Origin of the sequence: Leifsonia sp. C5G2 (assembly GCF_013359685.1) — a bacterium.
Lineage (GTDB): Bacteria > Actinomycetota > Actinomycetes > Actinomycetales > Microbacteriaceae > Leifsonia.
In genome coordinates, this window is record NZ_JABFMV010000002.1 from 127,658 (window position 1) to 144,376 (window position 16,719).

Annotated in this window: 21 protein-coding genes; 9 read left to right on the forward strand and 12 right to left on the reverse strand. The window is 72.4% G+C overall.

The window, feature by feature from the left end:
- Positions 1-64 precede the first annotated feature (64 nt).
- Both HNO83_RS03395 and HNO83_RS03400 read left to right on the forward strand, forming a co-directional pair.
- Complete coding sequence (locus HNO83_RS03395) at positions 65-1,003, forward strand: RNA polymerase subunit sigma-70 (protein ID WP_175336117.1); 939 nt, start codon at positions 65-67, stop codon at positions 1,001-1,003.
- Between the two features lie 67 nt (positions 1,004-1,070).
- Positions 1,071-1,625 (forward strand): dihydrofolate reductase family protein, encoded by a 555-nt coding sequence (locus HNO83_RS03400; RefSeq protein ID WP_175336118.1) that lies wholly within the window; start codon positions 1,071-1,073, stop codon positions 1,623-1,625.
- 14 nt (positions 1,626-1,639) lie between these two features.
- Here the strand turns inward: HNO83_RS03400 and HNO83_RS03405 are convergent, their stop codons facing one another.
- The 5 genes from HNO83_RS03405 to HNO83_RS03425 all read right to left on the reverse strand — a co-directional run bounded on the left by HNO83_RS03405 (position 1,640) and on the right by HNO83_RS03425 (position 4,230).
- A complete protein-coding gene (locus HNO83_RS03405; RefSeq protein ID WP_175336119.1) occupies positions 1,640-1,882 on the reverse strand; it encodes a hypothetical protein in 243 nt (80 codons plus the stop codon).
- Between the two features lie 62 nt (positions 1,883-1,944).
- Positions 1,945-2,709, reverse strand: a complete 765-nt coding sequence (locus HNO83_RS03410) for an ABC transporter permease (protein WP_175336120.1) — start codon at positions 2,707-2,709, stop codon at positions 1,945-1,947.
- The gene (locus HNO83_RS03415) at positions 2,706-3,527 is read right to left on the reverse strand and encodes an ABC transporter ATP-binding protein (RefSeq protein ID WP_175336121.1); all 822 of its coding nucleotides are present in this window, start codon (positions 3,525-3,527) and stop codon (positions 2,706-2,708) included. The genes HNO83_RS03410 and HNO83_RS03415 overlap by 4 nt, the downstream gene beginning before the upstream one ends.
- Positions 3,524-3,895, reverse strand: coding sequence for a DUF1048 domain-containing protein (locus tag HNO83_RS03420; protein WP_175336122.1), 372 nt, complete (start codon positions 3,893-3,895; stop codon positions 3,524-3,526). Before HNO83_RS03420 ends, HNO83_RS03415 begins: the two co-directional genes overlap by 4 nt.
- Positions 3,896-3,897: 2 nt before the next feature.
- Positions 3,898-4,230, reverse strand: a complete 333-nt coding sequence (locus HNO83_RS03425) for a PadR family transcriptional regulator (RefSeq protein ID WP_175336343.1) — start codon at positions 4,228-4,230, stop codon at positions 3,898-3,900.
- 171 nt (positions 4,231-4,401) lie between these two features.
- Between HNO83_RS03425 and HNO83_RS03430 the strand changes: the two genes are divergently transcribed.
- Entirely contained in the window at positions 4,402-5,283 is an 882-nt protein-coding gene (locus tag HNO83_RS03430) for an alpha/beta fold hydrolase (RefSeq protein ID WP_175336123.1), read from the forward strand.
- A 21-nt stretch (positions 5,284-5,304) separates the two neighbouring features.
- On the opposite strand, the gene HNO83_RS03435 is transcribed toward HNO83_RS03430, so the two are convergent.
- The 5 genes from HNO83_RS03435 to HNO83_RS03455 form a co-directional block, all read right to left on the reverse strand.
- Entirely contained in the window at positions 5,305-5,556 is a 252-nt protein-coding gene (locus HNO83_RS03435; RefSeq protein WP_249776475.1) for a hypothetical protein, read from the reverse strand.
- Between the two features lie 67 nt (positions 5,557-5,623).
- Entirely contained in the window at positions 5,624-6,427 is an 804-nt protein-coding gene (locus tag HNO83_RS03440) for an isocitrate lyase/PEP mutase family protein (RefSeq protein WP_349627064.1), read from the reverse strand.
- A 68-nt stretch (positions 6,428-6,495) separates the two neighbouring features.
- On the reverse strand, positions 6,496-6,954 hold the full coding sequence (locus tag HNO83_RS03445) for a GyrI-like domain-containing protein (protein WP_175336124.1): 459 nt from the start codon (positions 6,952-6,954) through the stop codon (positions 6,496-6,498).
- Between the two features lie 111 nt (positions 6,955-7,065).
- On the reverse strand, positions 7,066-7,188 hold the full coding sequence (ykgO, locus tag HNO83_RS03450) for a type B 50S ribosomal protein L36 (protein ID WP_089907341.1): 123 nt from the start codon (positions 7,186-7,188) through the stop codon (positions 7,066-7,068).
- Positions 7,189-7,354: 166 nt separating this feature from the next.
- Complete coding sequence (locus HNO83_RS03455; protein WP_175336125.1) at positions 7,355-7,717, reverse strand: VOC family protein; 363 nt, start codon at positions 7,715-7,717, stop codon at positions 7,355-7,357.
- Between the two features lie 58 nt (positions 7,718-7,775).
- Here HNO83_RS03455 and HNO83_RS03460 point away from each other — a divergent pair, with 58 nt between their 5' ends.
- Entirely contained in the window at positions 7,776-8,699 is a 924-nt protein-coding gene (locus tag HNO83_RS03460) for an AEC family transporter (RefSeq protein ID WP_175336126.1), read from the forward strand.
- A gap of 22 nt (positions 8,700-8,721) precedes the next feature.
- Here HNO83_RS03460 and uxaC read toward each other — a convergent pair whose 3' ends face one another.
- Positions 8,722-10,137, reverse strand: coding sequence for a glucuronate isomerase (gene uxaC, locus HNO83_RS03465; RefSeq protein WP_175336127.1), 1,416 nt, complete (start codon positions 10,135-10,137; stop codon positions 8,722-8,724).
- The gene (locus HNO83_RS03470; protein WP_175336128.1) at positions 10,134-11,174 is read right to left on the reverse strand and encodes a LacI family DNA-binding transcriptional regulator; all 1,041 of its coding nucleotides are present in this window, start codon (positions 11,172-11,174) and stop codon (positions 10,134-10,136) included. Before HNO83_RS03470 ends, uxaC begins: the two co-directional genes overlap by 4 nt.
- A gap of 115 nt (positions 11,175-11,289) precedes the next feature.
- On the opposite strand from HNO83_RS03470, the gene HNO83_RS03475 reads away from it, so the two are divergent.
- Genes HNO83_RS03475 through manD form a run of 5 tightly spaced genes read left to right on the forward strand, consistent with a single transcriptional unit; the run spans position 11,290 to position 16,703 of the window.
- Complete coding sequence (locus HNO83_RS03475; protein WP_175336129.1) at positions 11,290-12,132, forward strand: sugar phosphate isomerase/epimerase family protein; 843 nt, start codon at positions 11,290-11,292, stop codon at positions 12,130-12,132.
- Positions 12,129-13,313, forward strand: coding sequence for a Gfo/Idh/MocA family protein (locus tag HNO83_RS03480; protein ID WP_175336130.1), 1,185 nt, complete (start codon positions 12,129-12,131; stop codon positions 13,311-13,313). The genes HNO83_RS03475 and HNO83_RS03480 overlap by 4 nt, the downstream gene beginning before the upstream one ends.
- Positions 13,310-14,173 carry a sugar phosphate isomerase/epimerase family protein gene (locus tag HNO83_RS03485; RefSeq protein WP_175336131.1) on the forward strand — a complete coding sequence of 288 codons (864 nt, stop codon included), beginning with the start codon at positions 13,310-13,312 and terminating at the stop codon, positions 14,171-14,173. Before HNO83_RS03480 ends, HNO83_RS03485 begins: the two co-directional genes overlap by 4 nt.
- Positions 14,170-15,459, forward strand: coding sequence for a mannitol dehydrogenase family protein (locus tag HNO83_RS03490; RefSeq protein WP_175336132.1), 1,290 nt, complete (start codon positions 14,170-14,172; stop codon positions 15,457-15,459). The genes HNO83_RS03485 and HNO83_RS03490 overlap by 4 nt, the downstream gene beginning before the upstream one ends.
- Complete coding sequence (gene manD / locus HNO83_RS03495; RefSeq protein ID WP_175336133.1) at positions 15,456-16,703, forward strand: D-mannonate dehydratase ManD; 1,248 nt, start codon at positions 15,456-15,458, stop codon at positions 16,701-16,703. Before HNO83_RS03490 ends, manD begins: the two co-directional genes overlap by 4 nt.
- The last annotated feature ends 16 nt before the right edge of the window (positions 16,704-16,719 follow it).

Genomic DNA, 16,719 nt, shown 5'->3' on the forward strand with positions numbered 1-16,719 from the left:
ATTCTGAGGACAGAAACCGTCAAGAGTTGACGGGCTTCTCGTGGGCGGTCACTAGGATCGCCGCATGGCGGTCATCGGTGAGGGCGAACTCGCGGGGATCCGTCGGGGCCTGGTCGTGTTCTGCTACCAGCTGCTCGGGTCGCCGTTCGACGCCGAGGACGCGGCCCAGGATGCGCTGGAGCGGATCTGGCGCGCCCGCGACGCGTTCGACCCGGCGCGCGGGGGCTTCGCCGGCTGGGCCTACGGCATCGCCAGGAACGTCTGCATCGACCGGTTGCGCCGGGTGCCGCGACGCCCGCTCCCGCGCGACCTGCGCGAGCCGGGACTGGAGGCCGGCGCGCCGCTCGTCCCGGCACTCGACGTGCCGTGGCTGCAGCCCGCGCCGTCCGGCTGGCTCGGCGGATCCGATCCGGAGGGTGCGGCGGAGCGAGCCGAGGAGGTGCGGTTCGCCGTCACGGCGATGCTGCAGTCGCTGTCGCCGGTGCAGCGCGGGGCGTTCGTGCTCCGCGAGCTGCTCGGCCTGTCCGCGGGGGAGACCGCCGCGGCGCTGTCGGTCTCCGTCGCCTCGGCGAACTCGGCGCTGCAGCGGGCGCGGGCCGCGATACGGGAGGGGACGCGGCGCTCGCATCCGCTCGCCGCCGACGCGGTCGAACGGTACGCGCGGGCGATCGAGGGCGCGGATGTCGCGGCGCTTGCGGCTCTGGTGTCCGACGACGTCGTCTTCGAGATGCCGCCCGTGCCGCAGTGGTCGATCGGCCGCGAGCCGTACACGGCGTTCATGGCACACCTGTTCGACTGGCGCGGGCGCGACTGGACCACGAGGAGCGTCCAGGCGAACGGGCAGCACGGCCTGCTTCTCTACCGCGTCACCGAGGGCGCCCCCGAGCCGCATACGGTGCAGCTGTTCGACGGGGACGCCTCGGGAGGCATCGGTCACGTGCTGGTGTACCAGGATCCACGGCTCTTCCGGCTGTTCGAGGAGGTCGCGGCCGGGGTGCGATGAGTTCGGCGCTTCTCGTGCGTATCCACTTCCGAGGGCTCCACGCGGGGCCCAGGAACGGAGCAAGGACATGGGACGACTGATCGTGGTGCAGTTCATCACTCTGGACGGCGTGGTCGCCGACCCGGACGGCAGCGACGGGACGCCGTTCGGCGGCTGGGCGATGCGATTCGGTCCGGAGGGCGTGGCGGGCGACAAGTTCCGCCTCGGCGGCATCCTCGCCTCCGGCACGCTCCTGTTCGGCCGGCGCACCTGGGAGCACTTCGCGCGCCTGTGGCCGGCACGCGACGACGACTTCTCGCGCGCCATGAACCGGGCGAGCAAGGCGGTGGCGACCGGTCGTCCGCTACCCGAGGGGACCTGGTCGAACTCCGAGCGCGTCGACGGCTACCTGGTCGACTGGGTGCAGCGCACCGTCCCGTCGCGCGACGTGGTGGTGATCGGCAGCGGATCCGTGGCCGACGCGCTGGCGGCCGCCGGGCTCGTCGACGAGTACCGGCTGCTCACCTTCCCGGTCGCCGTCGGCGAGGGTAGGAGGCTGTTCCGGAGCGGAGAGACGCTCGCGCTGCGGTCGGCCGAGCGGGTCGGGCCGGCGGTGCTGGCGGTGTACGACGCGCGCGGCTGACGACGAGGCTGCGGTCAGCCGTTGCGCGGGTCGCTCGGGCCGCCGCGCGTGCCCTTGTGCGGCTCCTCGACGATCCGCACGTCGTGCACGGTGACGCTGTCGGCGAGCAGCAGGTCGAGCGAGGTGAGGAAGAGGCGGCCGAGCTCGTCGTCGTCGACGTCCGGCCCCGGCAGGTCGACGCGGAATCCCTGGGCCTGCAGCCCGCCGCCGTTGGAGAAGGTCACTTCGGCGTCGAACACGGCGCGGTACTGGGTCATGTCGGCGAGCATACCGATGCCCGGGACAGGGGCCCCGGGCGTCGGTTCGTGGGTTCTTCCGGTCAATTGAACTTCCGGCGGTACTTGGCGATCGCGAACCCGTAGGCGACGAGCAGGATGCCCACCAGCCACGCCAGGGCCACCCAGATGTCGGTCCCGACCGGCTGCTGCGCGAACAGCGCCCGCAGGGTGTCGACGATGGAGGTGACCGGCTGGTTCTCGGCGAACCACGCCACCGGCCCCGGCATCGAGTCGGTCGGCACGAAGGCCGAGCTGATGAACGGCAGGAAGATCAGCGGGTAGCTGAACGCGCTCGCGCCGTCCACCGTCTTCGCCGAGAGCCCCGCCAGCACCGCGATCCAGGTCAGCGCGAGGGTAAACAGGACAAGGACGCCCGCGACGGCGAGCCAGGCGCCCACTGAGGCCCCGGTGCGGAACCCGAGGATCAGGGCGACCCCGATCACGATCGCGACCGACACCACGTTGGCGACGAGCGAGGTGAGCACATGCGCCCACAGCACCGACGACCGCGCGATCGGCATGGACTGGAACCGCTCGAAGATGCCGCCCTGCAGGTCCAGGAACAGCCGGTACGCCGTGTAGGCGATGCCGGAGGCGATGGTGATGAGCAGGATGCCGGGGAGCATGTAGTCGATGTACGACTGGCCGCTCCCGGTGCGGATGGCGCCGCCGAGCACGTAGACGAACAGCAGCATGAGGGCGATCGGGGTGATCGCGGTCGTGATGATGGTGTCCGGGCTGCGGAGGATGTGACGGAGCGACCGGCCGGTGAGCACCCGGGTGTCGCTGAGGGCGTACGTGGTCATCGTGCGCTCCTTCCGGTGTCGGCGTCGGCTGCGGGCTCCGGTTGTTCGGGCCCGTCGTCGCCGACGAGGGCGAGGAAGACCTCCTCGAGGCTCGGCTGCTTCTCGACGTACTCGACGGTGGCCGCGGGGAGCAGCCGCTTGAGTTCGGCGAGGGTGCCGTTCTGGATGATGGTGCCCTTGTGCAGGATCGCGATGCGGTCGGCCAGCTGCTCGGCCTCATCCAGGTACTGCGTGGTGAGCAGCACCGTGGTGCCGCTGCTGGCGAGGTTCTTCACGGTGTCCCACACCTCGTTGCGGGCCTGCGGGTCGAGACCGGTGGTCGGCTCGTCGAGGAAGATGACCGGCGGATCGCCGACCAGGCTCATCGCGATGTCGAGCCGCCGGCGCATGCCGCCGGAGTAGGTGCCGGCCTTGCGGTCGGCGGCGTCGGTCAGCGAGAAGCGGGTGAGCAGGTCGTCCGCCACGGCCGCGGGGTTCTTCAGGTGACGCAGCCGCGCCACCAGCACGAGGTTCTCCTTGCCGGTGAGCACCTCGTCCACCGCCGCGAACTGGCCGGTGAGGCTGAGCGAGCCGCGCACCGCCGCCGGCTCGCTCGCGACCTCGTGGCCGAGGACGCTGGCGGTGCCGCCGTCGGCCTTCAGCAGGGTGGCCAGGATGCGGACCAGCGTCGTCTTGCCGGCCCCGTTCGAGCCGAGCAGGGCGAAGATCGTGCCGGGTGCGACGTCGAAGTCGACGCCGCGGAGCACCGCCAGGTCTTTGAACGACTTGGTGACGCCCTGCACCCGGATCGCGGGCTCCAGGGTCGCTGCGGGGGTCATGGCTTCTCCTCCTCCTTCTCCGCCTTCTCGACGGCCGCGGTCAGGCGCTCGCGCTCCTTGTCCACCCAGCGCTTGCCGCCGTAGGCGGCGGCGAACTCGTCCGCGAACCCGACCGGGTCGTCGCCGACGATGTCGCGGATGGGCGTTCCGTCGGCCGCCGCGCGCTCCCAGAGGTCGACGAAGTCGCCGAACATCGTGGTGAGCGTGTCGCCGTCGACGATGCCGCCCTGGATCAGGAGGTACCGGTGGATGGCTTTCGCCGTGTCCCGGTACGGCTGGGGGAGCGCGTCGATGCGCGCGACCGCCTGCCGGTACTGCTTCTTCTGCTCGAGCGAGCCCGTGAGGGCCTCGATCCACTTCGCTGCCATGATCAGTCGTCCCCTTCTGTGTGGAGCTGTTCGATCCGTTCCGAGAGGAAGCTCCACGTCCTCCAGAACTCTTCGAGCTGTGCGCGGCCCGCCGCGTTGAGGGTGAACACCTTGCGCGGCGGCCCCTTCTCGGACGGCACCTTCTCGACGTCCACGAAGCCCCGCTGCTCGATGCGCACCAGGAGCGCGTACACCGTCCCCTCGACGAGGTCGGTGAAGCCCTGGTCGCGCAGCCGCGCGGTGATCTCGTAGCCGTACGCGGGCCGGTCGGCGAGGATCGCCAGCACCATGCCCTCGAGGGTGCCCTTGAGCATCTCGGTCATCTGGTTGCCCATCGGACCCTCCATCCATCTACTCTGTCTTGCTGACTACCAGTAGAAAGTAACACTGAGTACCGGTACTTAGCAAGACTGAATACAAAGAATTCGCGGACGCGTCTGCGGCGGGGGAGCAGCCGCCGATCGGTGCATAGCCAGACCCGGGTGCGGGCGAGCAGGATCGGCGGCATGGGCAGCAGTGGAAGCCGCCGGCGCGTCCCGAGACGACCGGCGTCGAGCTTGGCGGAGCGCTGGACGAGCGTCGACGGCATCGACGTGTTCTACCGGGAGTCGGTGGTGCCGCCGGACGCGCCGGCGATGGTGCACGTCCACGGCTTCGGCCTCTCCGGCCGCTACCTGCTTCCGACGGCGGAGCGGCTGCAGGACGACTTCCACACCCTCGTGCCGGACCTGCCCGGCTTCGGCCGCAGCGGGAAGGCGCCGAACGGGCTCGATGTGCCGGACCTCGCGCACGCGACAGCACGGTTCCTCGACGATCGCGGCATCGAGCGCGCGACCCTGGTGGGCAACTCCATGGGATGCCCGGTGATCCTCGAGTTCGCGCACCACTACCCGGAGCGCATCGATCGCGCCGTGCTCGTCTCGCCGGCCGGCGGAGCGTACAACCGGCCGCTGCGCCGGGCGGTCGGCCAGCTGAGCATCGACGGCGGGAGGGAGCCGACCGGGATGGTCGGGGTGGCCGTGCCCGACTACCTGCGGTTCGGCGTGCCCAGCACGGTCCGGATGTTCCGCGCGCTCACGCAGTACCCGTCGCTGCAGCGGCTGCTGGAGCTGAGCATCCCGACCCTCGTCGTGATCGGCGACCGCGACCCGCTCATGCCGCACGCCGCGCGCGTCCAGGAGGTGGCGAACGCGACGGACAACCACGTGCTCGCGGTGCAGATCGAGGGGGCGGCGCACGCGATCAACTTCAGCCACTCGGGGGAGCTCGCCCACCTGATCCGGTTGTTCATGGCCGACCGTCCGATCGTCGACGACCCGGACTCTCCCGGGCACGCGCGGCTGTACGAGATCCACCGCAGCCCGAACCTGCCACCGCCCGCGGGGTGACCGCGGCGGGCGCCGCCGCGGTCAGAGCTCGTCGTCGATCGGGTCGAGCGGGTCGCCGTGGTCGTCCATCCGGTCCACCAGGCGGTAGACGACCCGCGTCGGCCAGTCGCTGCTGTCCTCGATGACGAAGACCTCCCAGACCTCCCGCTCGTGGTAGCGCGCACGGCCCCGGAGCGCCGCGGGCGGCTCGTCCGCGGTCGCGGTCACGCGGATGGCGGCGTCCACCATCCCGGGCCGCCGCATCAGCGCCTCGAAGGTCCCGTTCTCACCCATGGTCGGCACCCTAGGGCGCGTGCGCGGGGGCTCGAAAGCCAGCGCTTGCGACGCGCGGGGGCGGCGCTCAGGCGTCGGCCTCCGCAGCCCGCTCGCGGGCCTCGAAGTCGAGCAGCCGCTGCTGGGCCACGGCGTAGGAGGTCGCGATCGGCAGGTCGCCGCCGTCACGCACCGCCTCGGCGACCGCGACCGCGGCGTCGATCGCGGCCCGATAAGCGAGCGACCCGGTGCTCACGCGGCGCACGCCGAGCGCCGCGAAGTCGTCGAGCGTGACCCCCGGGGAGGCGAGCACGTTGACCGGGACGGGGAGGGACGCGGTGAGCTGCTCGAGCGCCGCCGCCTCGATCTCTCCGGGGAAGAACACCCCGTCGGCTCCCGCCTCGAGGTAGCGCCGCGCGCGCGCGACGACGGCGGAGAGCGCGGTGTCCTCCTGGAACCAGTACGAGTCGACGCGTGCGTTGACGAACACGTCCGGTGCGGCGCGTTTGATGGCCGCGATCTTGGCGGCCGGGATGGACGGGTCCACCAGGTGGCCGGCGGCGGAGTCCTCCAGGTTGACACCGGCGACGCCCAGCCCGGCCACGAGGGCGCCGACCTCCTCCGGGTCGTCGCTGTAGCCGTCCTCGATGTCGGCGCTGATCGGGACGGGGAGTGCGCGCAGCCGCCGCACGAGCGCCACGGTCGCCTCCTTGCTCGCGCCGCCGGCGTCCGGGCGACCGCCGGACGCGCTCACCCCGAAGCTGGTCGTGCCGATGGCGGGGAACCCGGCCGCGGCGAAGGCGATCGCCGAGCCGACGTCCCACGCGTTGGGTAGCAGGAAGGGGTGCTCCTGGTCGTGCAGCCCCCGGAAGATCATCGTCGCGTCGTCCACGAGGGGAGGCTACCGCCGGGGAGACGGCCGCGGACAGGGCCCTTTCGTCACGTCGATAGCCGCCGCGGTCAGCCCACGGGCCAGCAGATCCCGGTGCGCCAGGTGGCCGGGTCGGGCTGGCGCTGCGGGTCGCTCAGGTACACCTCCCACATCACCTCGCCGGGCGTCAGGCCGTGCTCGGTGATGTACCGTCGCACCTCGGCGTAGGTGTCCTGGATGGTGTCGTACGGGCCGACGTGCGTCGCCTCCACGACCCGCCCGCCCGGCAGGACGCCGGGAACGACCTCGCCCGCCGGCGCGATGGGCTCGGAGACGGGGAAGCCGGCCTCGACGTCGACGGCGTCGGTCGGCATGCCGGTGTACTTCCCGAACGGCGGCCCGGCCGGATGGCGACCCTGCGCCTGTAGCGCGGCCGCGGCCTCCCCGAACGCCCGGGCGAAGAACCCGGAGAGCTGGTCGAGCCGGACGCGCTCGCGCACTACGGCGGTCGGCTGCTCGGTGTGCTCGGCGATGGCGATCTCGTTCATGCCGGCATCATGCGTCGGCGCGGCGGGAGAGAGGAGAGTCGAACGTCCCGTGGCCGCGGACGGCGAAGGGCGCAGGGTCGACGACCCTGCGCCCTTCGTTCTGCCTGCTGCTCAGCCCTGGCGGGCCTTCATCCGCGGGTTCTTCTTGTTGATGATGAACGTGCGGCCCCGGCGGCGGACCACCTGGGCGCCCGGCATGGCCTTGAGCGAGCTCAGCGAGTTGCGTACCTTCACGGCGAACCTCCCTTGTTGAAACCTGTTCTCAACAACAGCGGAGGACCCGGTTTTATTCGAGGCAGGGGCCAGGCGAGCGATCGAACGGTCGAATCTCCTGGCGGACTGACACCCGTCGGAGATCTGGGGGCCGATCGCCCGGATCTCCGACGGAGCGCGCGGCGGGTCAGGGAGCCGTCGTGCCCGGCGGTTGCCACAGCTCGATCGGGAGACCCTCCGGGTCGTGGATGCGTGCGAACCGGCCGTACTCGCCGTCCCACTCGGCGCGGGTCTCCACCGGGATGCCCGCCGCCATGAGGGACGCGATCAGGTCGTCGATGCCGTCCACGCGCAGGTTGAGCATCACGGGCTGATCCGCGGCGAAGTAGTCGTCGCCGAGCGGCAGCGGCGCAAACACCGTGTCGCCGGCGGATTGCCGCCAGACCGCGGTCTGGCCCGCGTCGATGCCCAGATGCTCGCGGTACCACGCAGCGCGCGCCTGAGGGTCGCGGCTGCGCAGGAACAGTCCACCGATCCCCGTCACCGGCATCAGCTTCCCCTCTCGTCGCGACCCAGGGTATCGCCCCGGCGTCCCATAGGCTGGGTGGGTGGACGGGGTGCTGACCGGGTTCGGGATCATCGCGTTCGTCATCCTCGTCGGCTACGTCGCCCGGCGGCTCGGCATCGGCGGCCCGACTGCGCCGTACGTGCTCAACCGCATCGCCTTCTTCGTGACGAACCCGGCGCTGCTGTTCGTGACGCTGGCGCGCGCGGACCTGCGGGTGGTGTTCTCGACGCAGCTGCTCGTGGCCACGGCGGCCGCGCTCGTCTCCGCAGGCCTCTTCCTCGCACTCTCGCGCGCCTTCTTCCGGCAGCCCGCGCCTGAGACGACGATCGGCGCGCTCGGCGCGGGCTACGTCAACGCGAACAACATCGGCCTCCCGGTCGCCGTCTACGTGCTCGGCAGCGCCTCCTACGTCGCCCCAGTGTTGCTGCTGCAGCTGATCGTGTTCGCCCCGGTGGCCCTGACCGTGCTCGACGTCACCAGCCGCGGGGCGGTGTCGGTGCGGTCGATCCTCACCCAGCCGATCCGCAACCCGATGATCATCGCGTCGGTGCTCGGCATCCTCGTCGACGTGTCCGGGGTACGCCTCCCGGACGCGGTGTACCAGCCGTTCGAGCTGCTCGGGGGTGCCGCCGTGCCGCTCGTGCTGATGGCGTTCGGGATGTCGCTGGTCGGCTCCCGGCCGCTGAGGCCGGGGAACGGCCGCGCGCCGATCGTGGCCTCGGTGGTGCTGAAGTCGGTGGTCATGCCGCTGGTCGCCTTCCTGGCCGCCCGGTTTGCGTTCGGGCTCGAGGGACAGGCGTTGTTCGCGGCCGTGGCGCTTGCCGCGCTGCCGACCGCGCAGAACGTCTTCAACTTCGCGGCCCGCTACGAGCGCGGGATCGCCCAGGCGAGGGATGTGGTGCTGCTCACCACGCTGTTCTCCGTGCCGGTGCTGCTGGTCGTCGCGGCGCTGCTGGCGCCCTGAGCGGGCCTGCGCCGACCCCGAGTCACCCGAGGCGGAAGGTGGACCGGGGGATGTCATCCACCAGCCGCTGCGCGATGACGAACGCGTCCTCCTCGGAGAGCTGGTGGGTGACCACGAGCGAGGCGAGGAAGGACGCATCCACCCGGCGCGACATGTCGTGGCGGGCCGGGATGGAGCAGAAGGCGCGGGTGTCGTCGATGAACCCGCTGGTCTTGGTGAAGCCGGCGCTGTCGGTGATCGCGCGACGGTAACGGAGGATCGCGTCCGGGGTGTCGAGGAACCACCAGGGCGCCCCGGCGTAGACCGACGGATAGAAGCCCGCGAGCGGCCCGATCTCGCGCGAGAAGGCGGTCTCGTCCACGGTGAACAGCACCATCCGGAACGCCGGGTTCGTGCCGAAGTCGCGCAGGATGGGCGTCAGCGGCACCGTGAACGCGCCGACCGCCGGGAGGTCGTGGCCGGTGTCGGGCCCGAACGCGTCGAAGGTCGGCCGGTGGTGGTTGCGGTGCACGCCCGCGTGCAGCTGCATCACGAGACCGTCGTCCGCCGACATCTCCGCGAGCCGGTACAGCAGGTTGCGGCGGTAGGCGACCGCCTCCGCCGCGGTGACCGAGCCGTCGAGGGCGGCACGGTGGATGCGGGACGCCTCGGCCTCGTCCAACGGCTCGCAGCCCGCGTCGATCACGCCGGTGTCGGTCGCGGTGCCGCCCGCAGCCGCGAAGGCCGCGCGGCGGGACCGCAGCGCCTTCAGCAGGCCGCGGTAGCCGTCGGTGTCGACGTCGGCGCGCTCGGCCAGCGCCCGCAGCCGGCCGGCCCAGCCCGGCTCGTCGGGGTTCAGGTAGCGGTCGGCGCGGAAGGTCGGGACGACGCGGCCGGTGAAAGCGGGATCGGCTGCCAGGCGGGCGTGCGCCTCCAGGTCGTCGGCGGGGTCGTCCGTCGTGGATAGCACGGCGATGCGGAAGCGGTCGAACAGCGCGCGCGGCCGGAACTCCGGGGAGGCGAGCGTCGCCTCCAGCTGGTCGTAGAGCGCGTCGGCGTTGCCGGCCGACGGCTGCTCGGTGAGCCCGAAGACGTCGCTGAACTCCGACTCGAACCAGAACCGGACCGGGGTGCCGAGAAAGGCGTCCCAGTGCTCGCACAGCCTGCGCCAGATCGAGCGGCCGGAGGCGGGGGAGGGAACGCCGTCGCGTGCGAGGCCGAGGTCGCCGAGCGGCACGCCGACCGCGTGCAGCATCCGGGTGACGTAGTGATCGGGCGTGATGAGGAGCGCGGCAGGGTCGGGGAACGGGTGGTCGTCGGCCAGCATCGCCGCGGGCACATGCCCGTGCGGCGAGACGATCGGCGCGTCGGCGACGGCCGCGTGCAGGCGGCGGGCGAGGTCGCGCTCTGCGGGGTCGGCGGGGAACAGGCGGTCGGGATGCGGGGCGAGCGCGGTCATCCTCGTCCTCTCGGCGCAGGCGATTCGGCCGCGGCGACCGGCGCGGGGCCGGTGGACGCGCGGACCGTCAGGTGGGTGGGGAGCGTCGCGGCCTGCCGGCCGACCGGCGCCGCGCCGCCGTCGAGCCGCGCGAGCAGCATCGCGACGGCGGTCCGTCCCGCCTGCTCGACGGGCGCGGTGAGCGTGGTCAGGGGAGGGTTGCAGAAGTCGGCGCCGAAGATGTCGTCGCAGCCGACCAGGGAGAGGTCGCCGGGGACGTCCACGCCGCGTTCACCGAACCGGGCGAGCATCCCGATCGCCAGCAGGTCGTTGAACGCGATGCAGGCGGTCGACCCGGTGTTGATCACGGCGTCGGCGGCTGCCGCCCCGGCGTACTGCCGCGGGGCGAACGGGCCGACCCGCGACGATGTCACGCCGTGGGAGTCGGCGGCCGTGACCAGGGCCCGCCAGCGGCGCTCGTTCGACCACGAGGTCTCGGGCCCCGCCGCGTAGACGATCCGCCGATGCCCCAGCGAGACCAGGTGACCGACCGCCTGCGCGATCCCGTCGGGCGTGTCGATGAAGACGTTGGGCACCCCGCGCGGCTGCCGGTTGATCGCGACGAGCGGGATCTCGGCGGCGACGGCGGTGAGCCGGCGGTCGGTCAGCCGGGAGGCGGCGAGGATCACGCCGTCGAACGACCGGCGCAGCTTGTGCAGCATCCCGTCCTCGAGCTCGTCCGACTCCTCGGTGTCGACCAGGAGCTGGGTGTAGCCCGCCGCCTTGAGCTGCTGCTGCGTGCCGCGGATGATGCCGAAGTAGAAGGGGTTCGTGATGTCGGACACGACGACGGCGATGCACCGCGTCCGCCCGCTGGTGAGCGCCCTGGCCTGCGAGTTCGGGATGTAGTCGAGCTCCCGCGCGGCGCGCTCGATCCGCGCGCGGGTGACCGCGTTCACCCGCCCCGGATTGGACAGCGCGCGGGACACCGTCGAGGTGGCCACCCCGCTGGCGGCGGCGACGTCGGCCAGCGTCGCCGGGCGGTCCTTGCCGTTCATCCGACCATCAGACCAGACGATGGCAAGATCTGGCAATCGCTTGCACCCGCCGTGCGGCCTCCTTAGGCTCGACGGACCGCCGTCGCTGCCGATGGGCGACGGGCGGAGGAGTGAAATGACGACCGTCACCTGGACGCTGTCCGGCTTCGGCGACGAGATCGATCCGGATCCGGCGATCCAGACCGCCGCGCTGCAGGCGCTCGGCGCGCACGCGATCGAGGTGCGCAGCGCCTGGGGTGTCAACATCGTCGACCTCGTCGACGAGCGGCTCGACCGGCTCGCGGGAGTGCTGACTGAGCGGGGCATGGGCGTCTCTGCAATTGCGTCGCCGGTCGGCAAGGTGGATGTGTCGCTCCCCGTCGATCACGAGGTGGAGCGCCTGCGCCGGGCGGCCGCCGCGGCGCACCGGCTCGGGACGCGCTACATCCGCTTGTTCTCGTTCTTCCGCGGCGACGGCGTCGCCGTGGAGAGCATCCGCGACGACGTGCTCGTACGGATGCGCGCCCTGGCCGACGTCGCCGAGGCGGAGGACCTCGTGCTGCTGCACGAGAACGAGAAGGACATCTACGGCGACACCCCGGAGCGCTGCCTCGACCTCGTGGAGTCGGTCGGATCGCCCGCGCTGCGCCTCGCCTGGGACAGCGCGAACTTCGTCCAGGTCGGCGTCGCGCACCCGTTCGACGACGGGTACGCTGCGCTGCGTCCGCATCTGGAGTACCTGCAGGTCAAGGACGCGCTGACCGCCACGGGCGAGGTCGTCCCGGCTGGGGAGGGCGACGGCCAGGTCCTGCAGACCCTCACCGCTCTGCGCGACGACGGGTACAGCGGCTTCGCGTCCCTCGAACCGCACCTGACCGACGCGAGCGCGCTCGGCGGCTTCTCCGGACCGGACGCCTTCGGCCGCGCCGCCCGCGCGTTCCGCACGCTCACCGACCGGATCGGAGTCACCCTCGCATGACGGACCAGCCCACCACCGCGACGCCCGAAGCGCCGCCGCTCCGCGTCGCGATCGTCGGCTGCGGCATCATCGGCGTGAACCACGCCAGAGCGATCGCCCGGCACCCGCGGCTCGCGATCTCGGCACTGGTCGATGCGGTCCCGGAGGCGGCCGAAGCGCTGGCGGACCAGGTCGCGGCCGCGACCGGCGGGCGTCCCGCAGTCTTCGCCTCCGTCTCCGACGCCCTCGCCGCCGACGCGGCTGTACGTCCCGAGGTCGTCGTCATCTGCACGCCGAGCGGGCTGCACGTCAGCGTCGCGGAGGAGGCCATCGCCGGCGGCACCCACGTCGTGGTCGAGAAACCGCTCGACACCGACATGGGCCGCGCCCGCGAGCTGCGTGCGCTGGCCCAGCGGGCGGAGGCGGACGGCCTCGTCGTCTCTGTCATCAGCCAGCACCGCTTCGATCCCTCGTCGGTCGCCGTCGCCGATGCCGCGCGCACGGGACGGTTCGGGCGGCTCACCAGCGGCGTCGCCTCGGTCGCCTGGTGGCGCGGCCAGGAGTACTACGACTCCGGCCAGTGGCGCGGCACCTGGGATCTCGACGGCGGCGGCGCGGTGATGAACCAGGGCGTCCACACCGTCGACCTGCTGATCTGGATGCTCGGCCGCCCGGTCGAGGTCTTCGCCCAGACCGCGCTGCTCGCCCACGAGCGGGTGGAGGTGGAGGACATCGCGGTCGCGACGATCCGCTTCGAGTCCGGTGCGCTGGCGGTGCTGCACGCGACGACGGCCGCGTTCCCGGGCCTCGCCGTCCGGCTCCAGGTGCACGGCGACGCCGGCTCCGCCGTCATCCACGACGACCAGCTCGAGTCGTTCTCCGCCGACGGCGACACCCGCGACCGTGCGGCCGAAGTCGTGCCCGCGGGCGAACTGCGCGGCGGCGACCGTGGACCGGACGCCTTCGTGCTCGGCCACCTGCGACAGTACGAGGACATCGTGTACGCCATCGACACCGGCCGCCCGCCGGGGGTCCGGGTGGAGGACGCGTTCCAGTCGCTGTGCGTCGTCCGAGCCGTGTACCTGTCGGCGACGCTCGGCTGCCCGGTGCGTTTCGACGCGGTGCTCGCCGGCGAGCTAGACGACGTGGTCGTCACCACCGGCCCGGTCGCTGGCGCTGTCACGACGGGAGCGAACGCATGAGGTTCGCCGTGTTCACCGCATCCACCCCCGAGTGGACGCCCGCAGAGGCCGTGCGGATCCTCGCCGGCCAGGGCTGGGACGGCATCGAGTGGCGCATCACCGACCAGCAGGAGACCGAGACGCCCGGCTTCTGGGCCGGCAACCGCGCGACCTGGCCGCTCACCGGCCTCGAGGAGCACCTGGACGAGATCGAGCGGCTGACCCGCGAGAGCGGCCTCGAGTACTCCGGCCTCGGCGGCTACGCGCGCTGCGACGACCACGACGGCGTCGAGCGGATGCTCGCCGCGACCGCCCGCCTCGGCGCCCGGCAGGTGCGCGTCACCATGCCGCGCACCGACGCGGGGGAGTACCGCGCCCTCTTCGCGGCCGCCCGCCGCGACCTGGAGTGGGTCGCATCCCGCGCCGCCGAGCACGGGGTGAAGGCGCTGGTCGAGCTGCACCACGAGACGATCACCCCCTCCGCGTCCGCCGCCTTCCGGCTCGTCGACGGGCTCGACCCGCGGCACGTCGGTGTGATCCACGACCTCGGGAACCTCGTGATCGAGGGCCGGGAGGAGACCCTGGCGTCGCTGCAACTGCTCGGCCCGTACCTCGCACACGTGCACGTGAAGAACGCCGTCTGGGTCGCAGGGGCGCCTGCGGACGACGGCACCGTCCCCTGGCGCGCCGAGTGGGCCCCGCTCAAGGCCGGGGCGGGGGATGTAGACGGGTACTTCCGCGCACTGCACGCCTTCGGGTACGACGGATGGGTGACCTGCGAGGACTTCTCCACCGAGCCCCCGCTCGAGGCGCGTACGCGCGGCAACCTGGAGTACCTGCGCGCCGTGGAGGCCCGCACGCGCCCCGCGGCGGCCGCATGACACCGCCGCGCTCGGCCGGGCACCCGGTGCGGGTCGCGCATCTCGGGCTCGGCGCCTTCCACCGCGCGCACCAGGCCTGGTACACGCAGGTCGCCAACGACGCCGAGGCCGCGGGGCCCGCCGACGGCTGGGGGATCGCCGCGTTCACCGGCCGCCGTCCCGACGCCGCCCGCGTGCTCTCCGCGCAGGACTCCGTCTACTCCCTCCTCACCCACGGCCCGGCGGCCGACGAGGTCGCAACGGTGGAGGCGCTCAGCCGCGTCCACGACGGCGCCGACACCGCCGCCTGGACCGCCACGCTCGCTGACCCCGACGTCGCCGTGCTGACGCTGACGGTGACCGAGGCGGGATACCTTCCCGGCGCGTCGGCGCCCGCCCGGATCCGCGACGGACTCGCCGCCCGGCAGCGCGCCGGCGCCGGCGGCATCGCCGTCGTCAGCTGCGACAACCTGGCCGGAAACGGCCGGGTGCTGCGGGATGCTGTGCTCGCGCTCACCGCCGGCGACGCCGACCTCGACGCCTGGGTGCGTGAGGAGGTGTCCTTCGTCTCGACCATGGTCGACCGCATCACCCCGGCCACCACCGAGCAGGACATCGCGACCGTCCGCCGGCTCGCAGGCTGGGACGACGCGGCGCCGGTCGTCGCCGAACCGTTCAGCGAGTGGGTGCTCGCGGGCGCGTTCCCCGCCGGACGGCCGCCGTGGGAGGCGGCGGGCGCCCGCTTCGTCGACGATGTCGAGCCGTTCGAGCGGAGGAAGCTGCGCCTTCTCAACGCCGGGCACTCCCTGCTGGCGTACCGCGGGCTGCTGCGCGGGCACCGGACGGTCGCGGAGGCCGCGGCCGACCCCGTGGTCGCCGCCGAACTGGAGCAGCTCTGGGCGGAGCAGCGTCCGGGCCTCCCGTTCGACGACGCCGCGGTCGCCGCCGCCGAAGACGCGCTGCGCGAGCGCTTCGCGAACGCCCGCATCGAGCACCGGCTCGCCCAGGTCGCCACCGACGGCTCGCAGAAGCTGGTGCCGCGCATCGTCGACCCGCTGCGCGAACGCCTCGGCGCCGGCCTCGGGCCGGGGGAGGCGCAGCTGGGCGTCCTCGCGGCCTGGACCCTCCACCTGCTCACCGGCGACGCGCGAAACCCGCACGCGGAGGCGCTCGTGGCGCGCCTGCGTGACGCCCGCGACCCGCTGAGCCGCGCGTCCCTCGTGCTCGACGTCCTCGCCCCCGACCTCGCCGACCTCGCCCGCCCGCTCGCCGAGAGCACCGCATCCCTGCAAGGAGCCAACGCATGAGAATCACCGCCGCCGACGTCCTGGTCTCGAGTCCCGGCCGCAACTTCGTCACCCTCCGGATCACCACGGAGGACGGCGTCACGGGCCTCGGCGACGCCACCCTGAACGGCCGCGAGCTGGCCGTCGCGGCCTACCTGAGCGAGCATGTCGTCCCGCTGCTGATCGGCCGCGACGCCCACCTGATCGAGGACACCTGGCAGTACCTCTACCGCGGCGCGTACTGGCGGCGCGGACCGGTGACGATGGCCTCCATCGCCGCGGTCGACACGGCACTCTGGGACATCAAGGCGAAGGTCGCGGGCCTCCCGCTCTACCAACTGCTCGGCGGCCGCAGCCGCGCCGGCTGCCTGACCTACGGGCACGCGTCCGGCGCCGACCTCCCCGAGCTCTTCGACTCCGTCCGCGCGCACCTGGAGCAGGGCTTCCGCGCCATCCGCATCCAGACCGGCGTGCCGGGCCTCGGGTCGGTGTACGGCGTCGCGTCCTCGGCCAACGCGGCCGCCGGCGCCGACGGGATGACGGCCCGCTACGACCACGAGCCCGCCCGCCGCAGCGCGGTTCCGGTCGAGGAGCAGTGGGACACGCGCGCCTACCTGCGTCACATCACGGGCGTCTTCGAGGCGGTGCGCAACGAATTCGGGCCGGAGCTGCCGCTGCTGCACGACGCGCACCATCGGCTCACGCCCATCCAGGCGGCGAAGCTCGGCAAATCGCTGGAGCCGTACGACCTGTTCTGGCTGGAGGACGTCACGCCGGCCGAGAACCAGGCGGTGCTCCGCCGGGTGCGCGAGCACACCACCACCCCGCTGGCGATCGGGGAGGTGTTCAACACCATCTGGGACTACCGCGAGCTGTTCGAGGAGCAGCTGATCGACTATGTCCGGTCGCCCGTCACCCACGCCGGGGGCATCACGGGCCTCCGGCGGATCTTCGACTACGCCGCGGTGTACCAGATCAAGTCGGGCGTGCACGGTCCGACCGACATCTCCCCGGTGGGGCTCGCGGCGGCGGTACACCTGGGCGTCGCCATCCCGAACTTCGGCATCCAGGAGTACATGCGGCACAGCGCGCCGACCGACGAGGTGTTCCGGCCGACGTACACCTTCGGCGACGGGATGCTGCAGCCGGGGGAGGAGCCCGGGCTCGGCGTCTCGTACGACGAGGTCGTGGCGGAGTCCTTCCCGTACCGGTCGGCGTACCTGCCGGTGAACCGTCTGCTCGACGGCTCGATGCACGACTGGTGAGCGGGGAGGCGGTGCC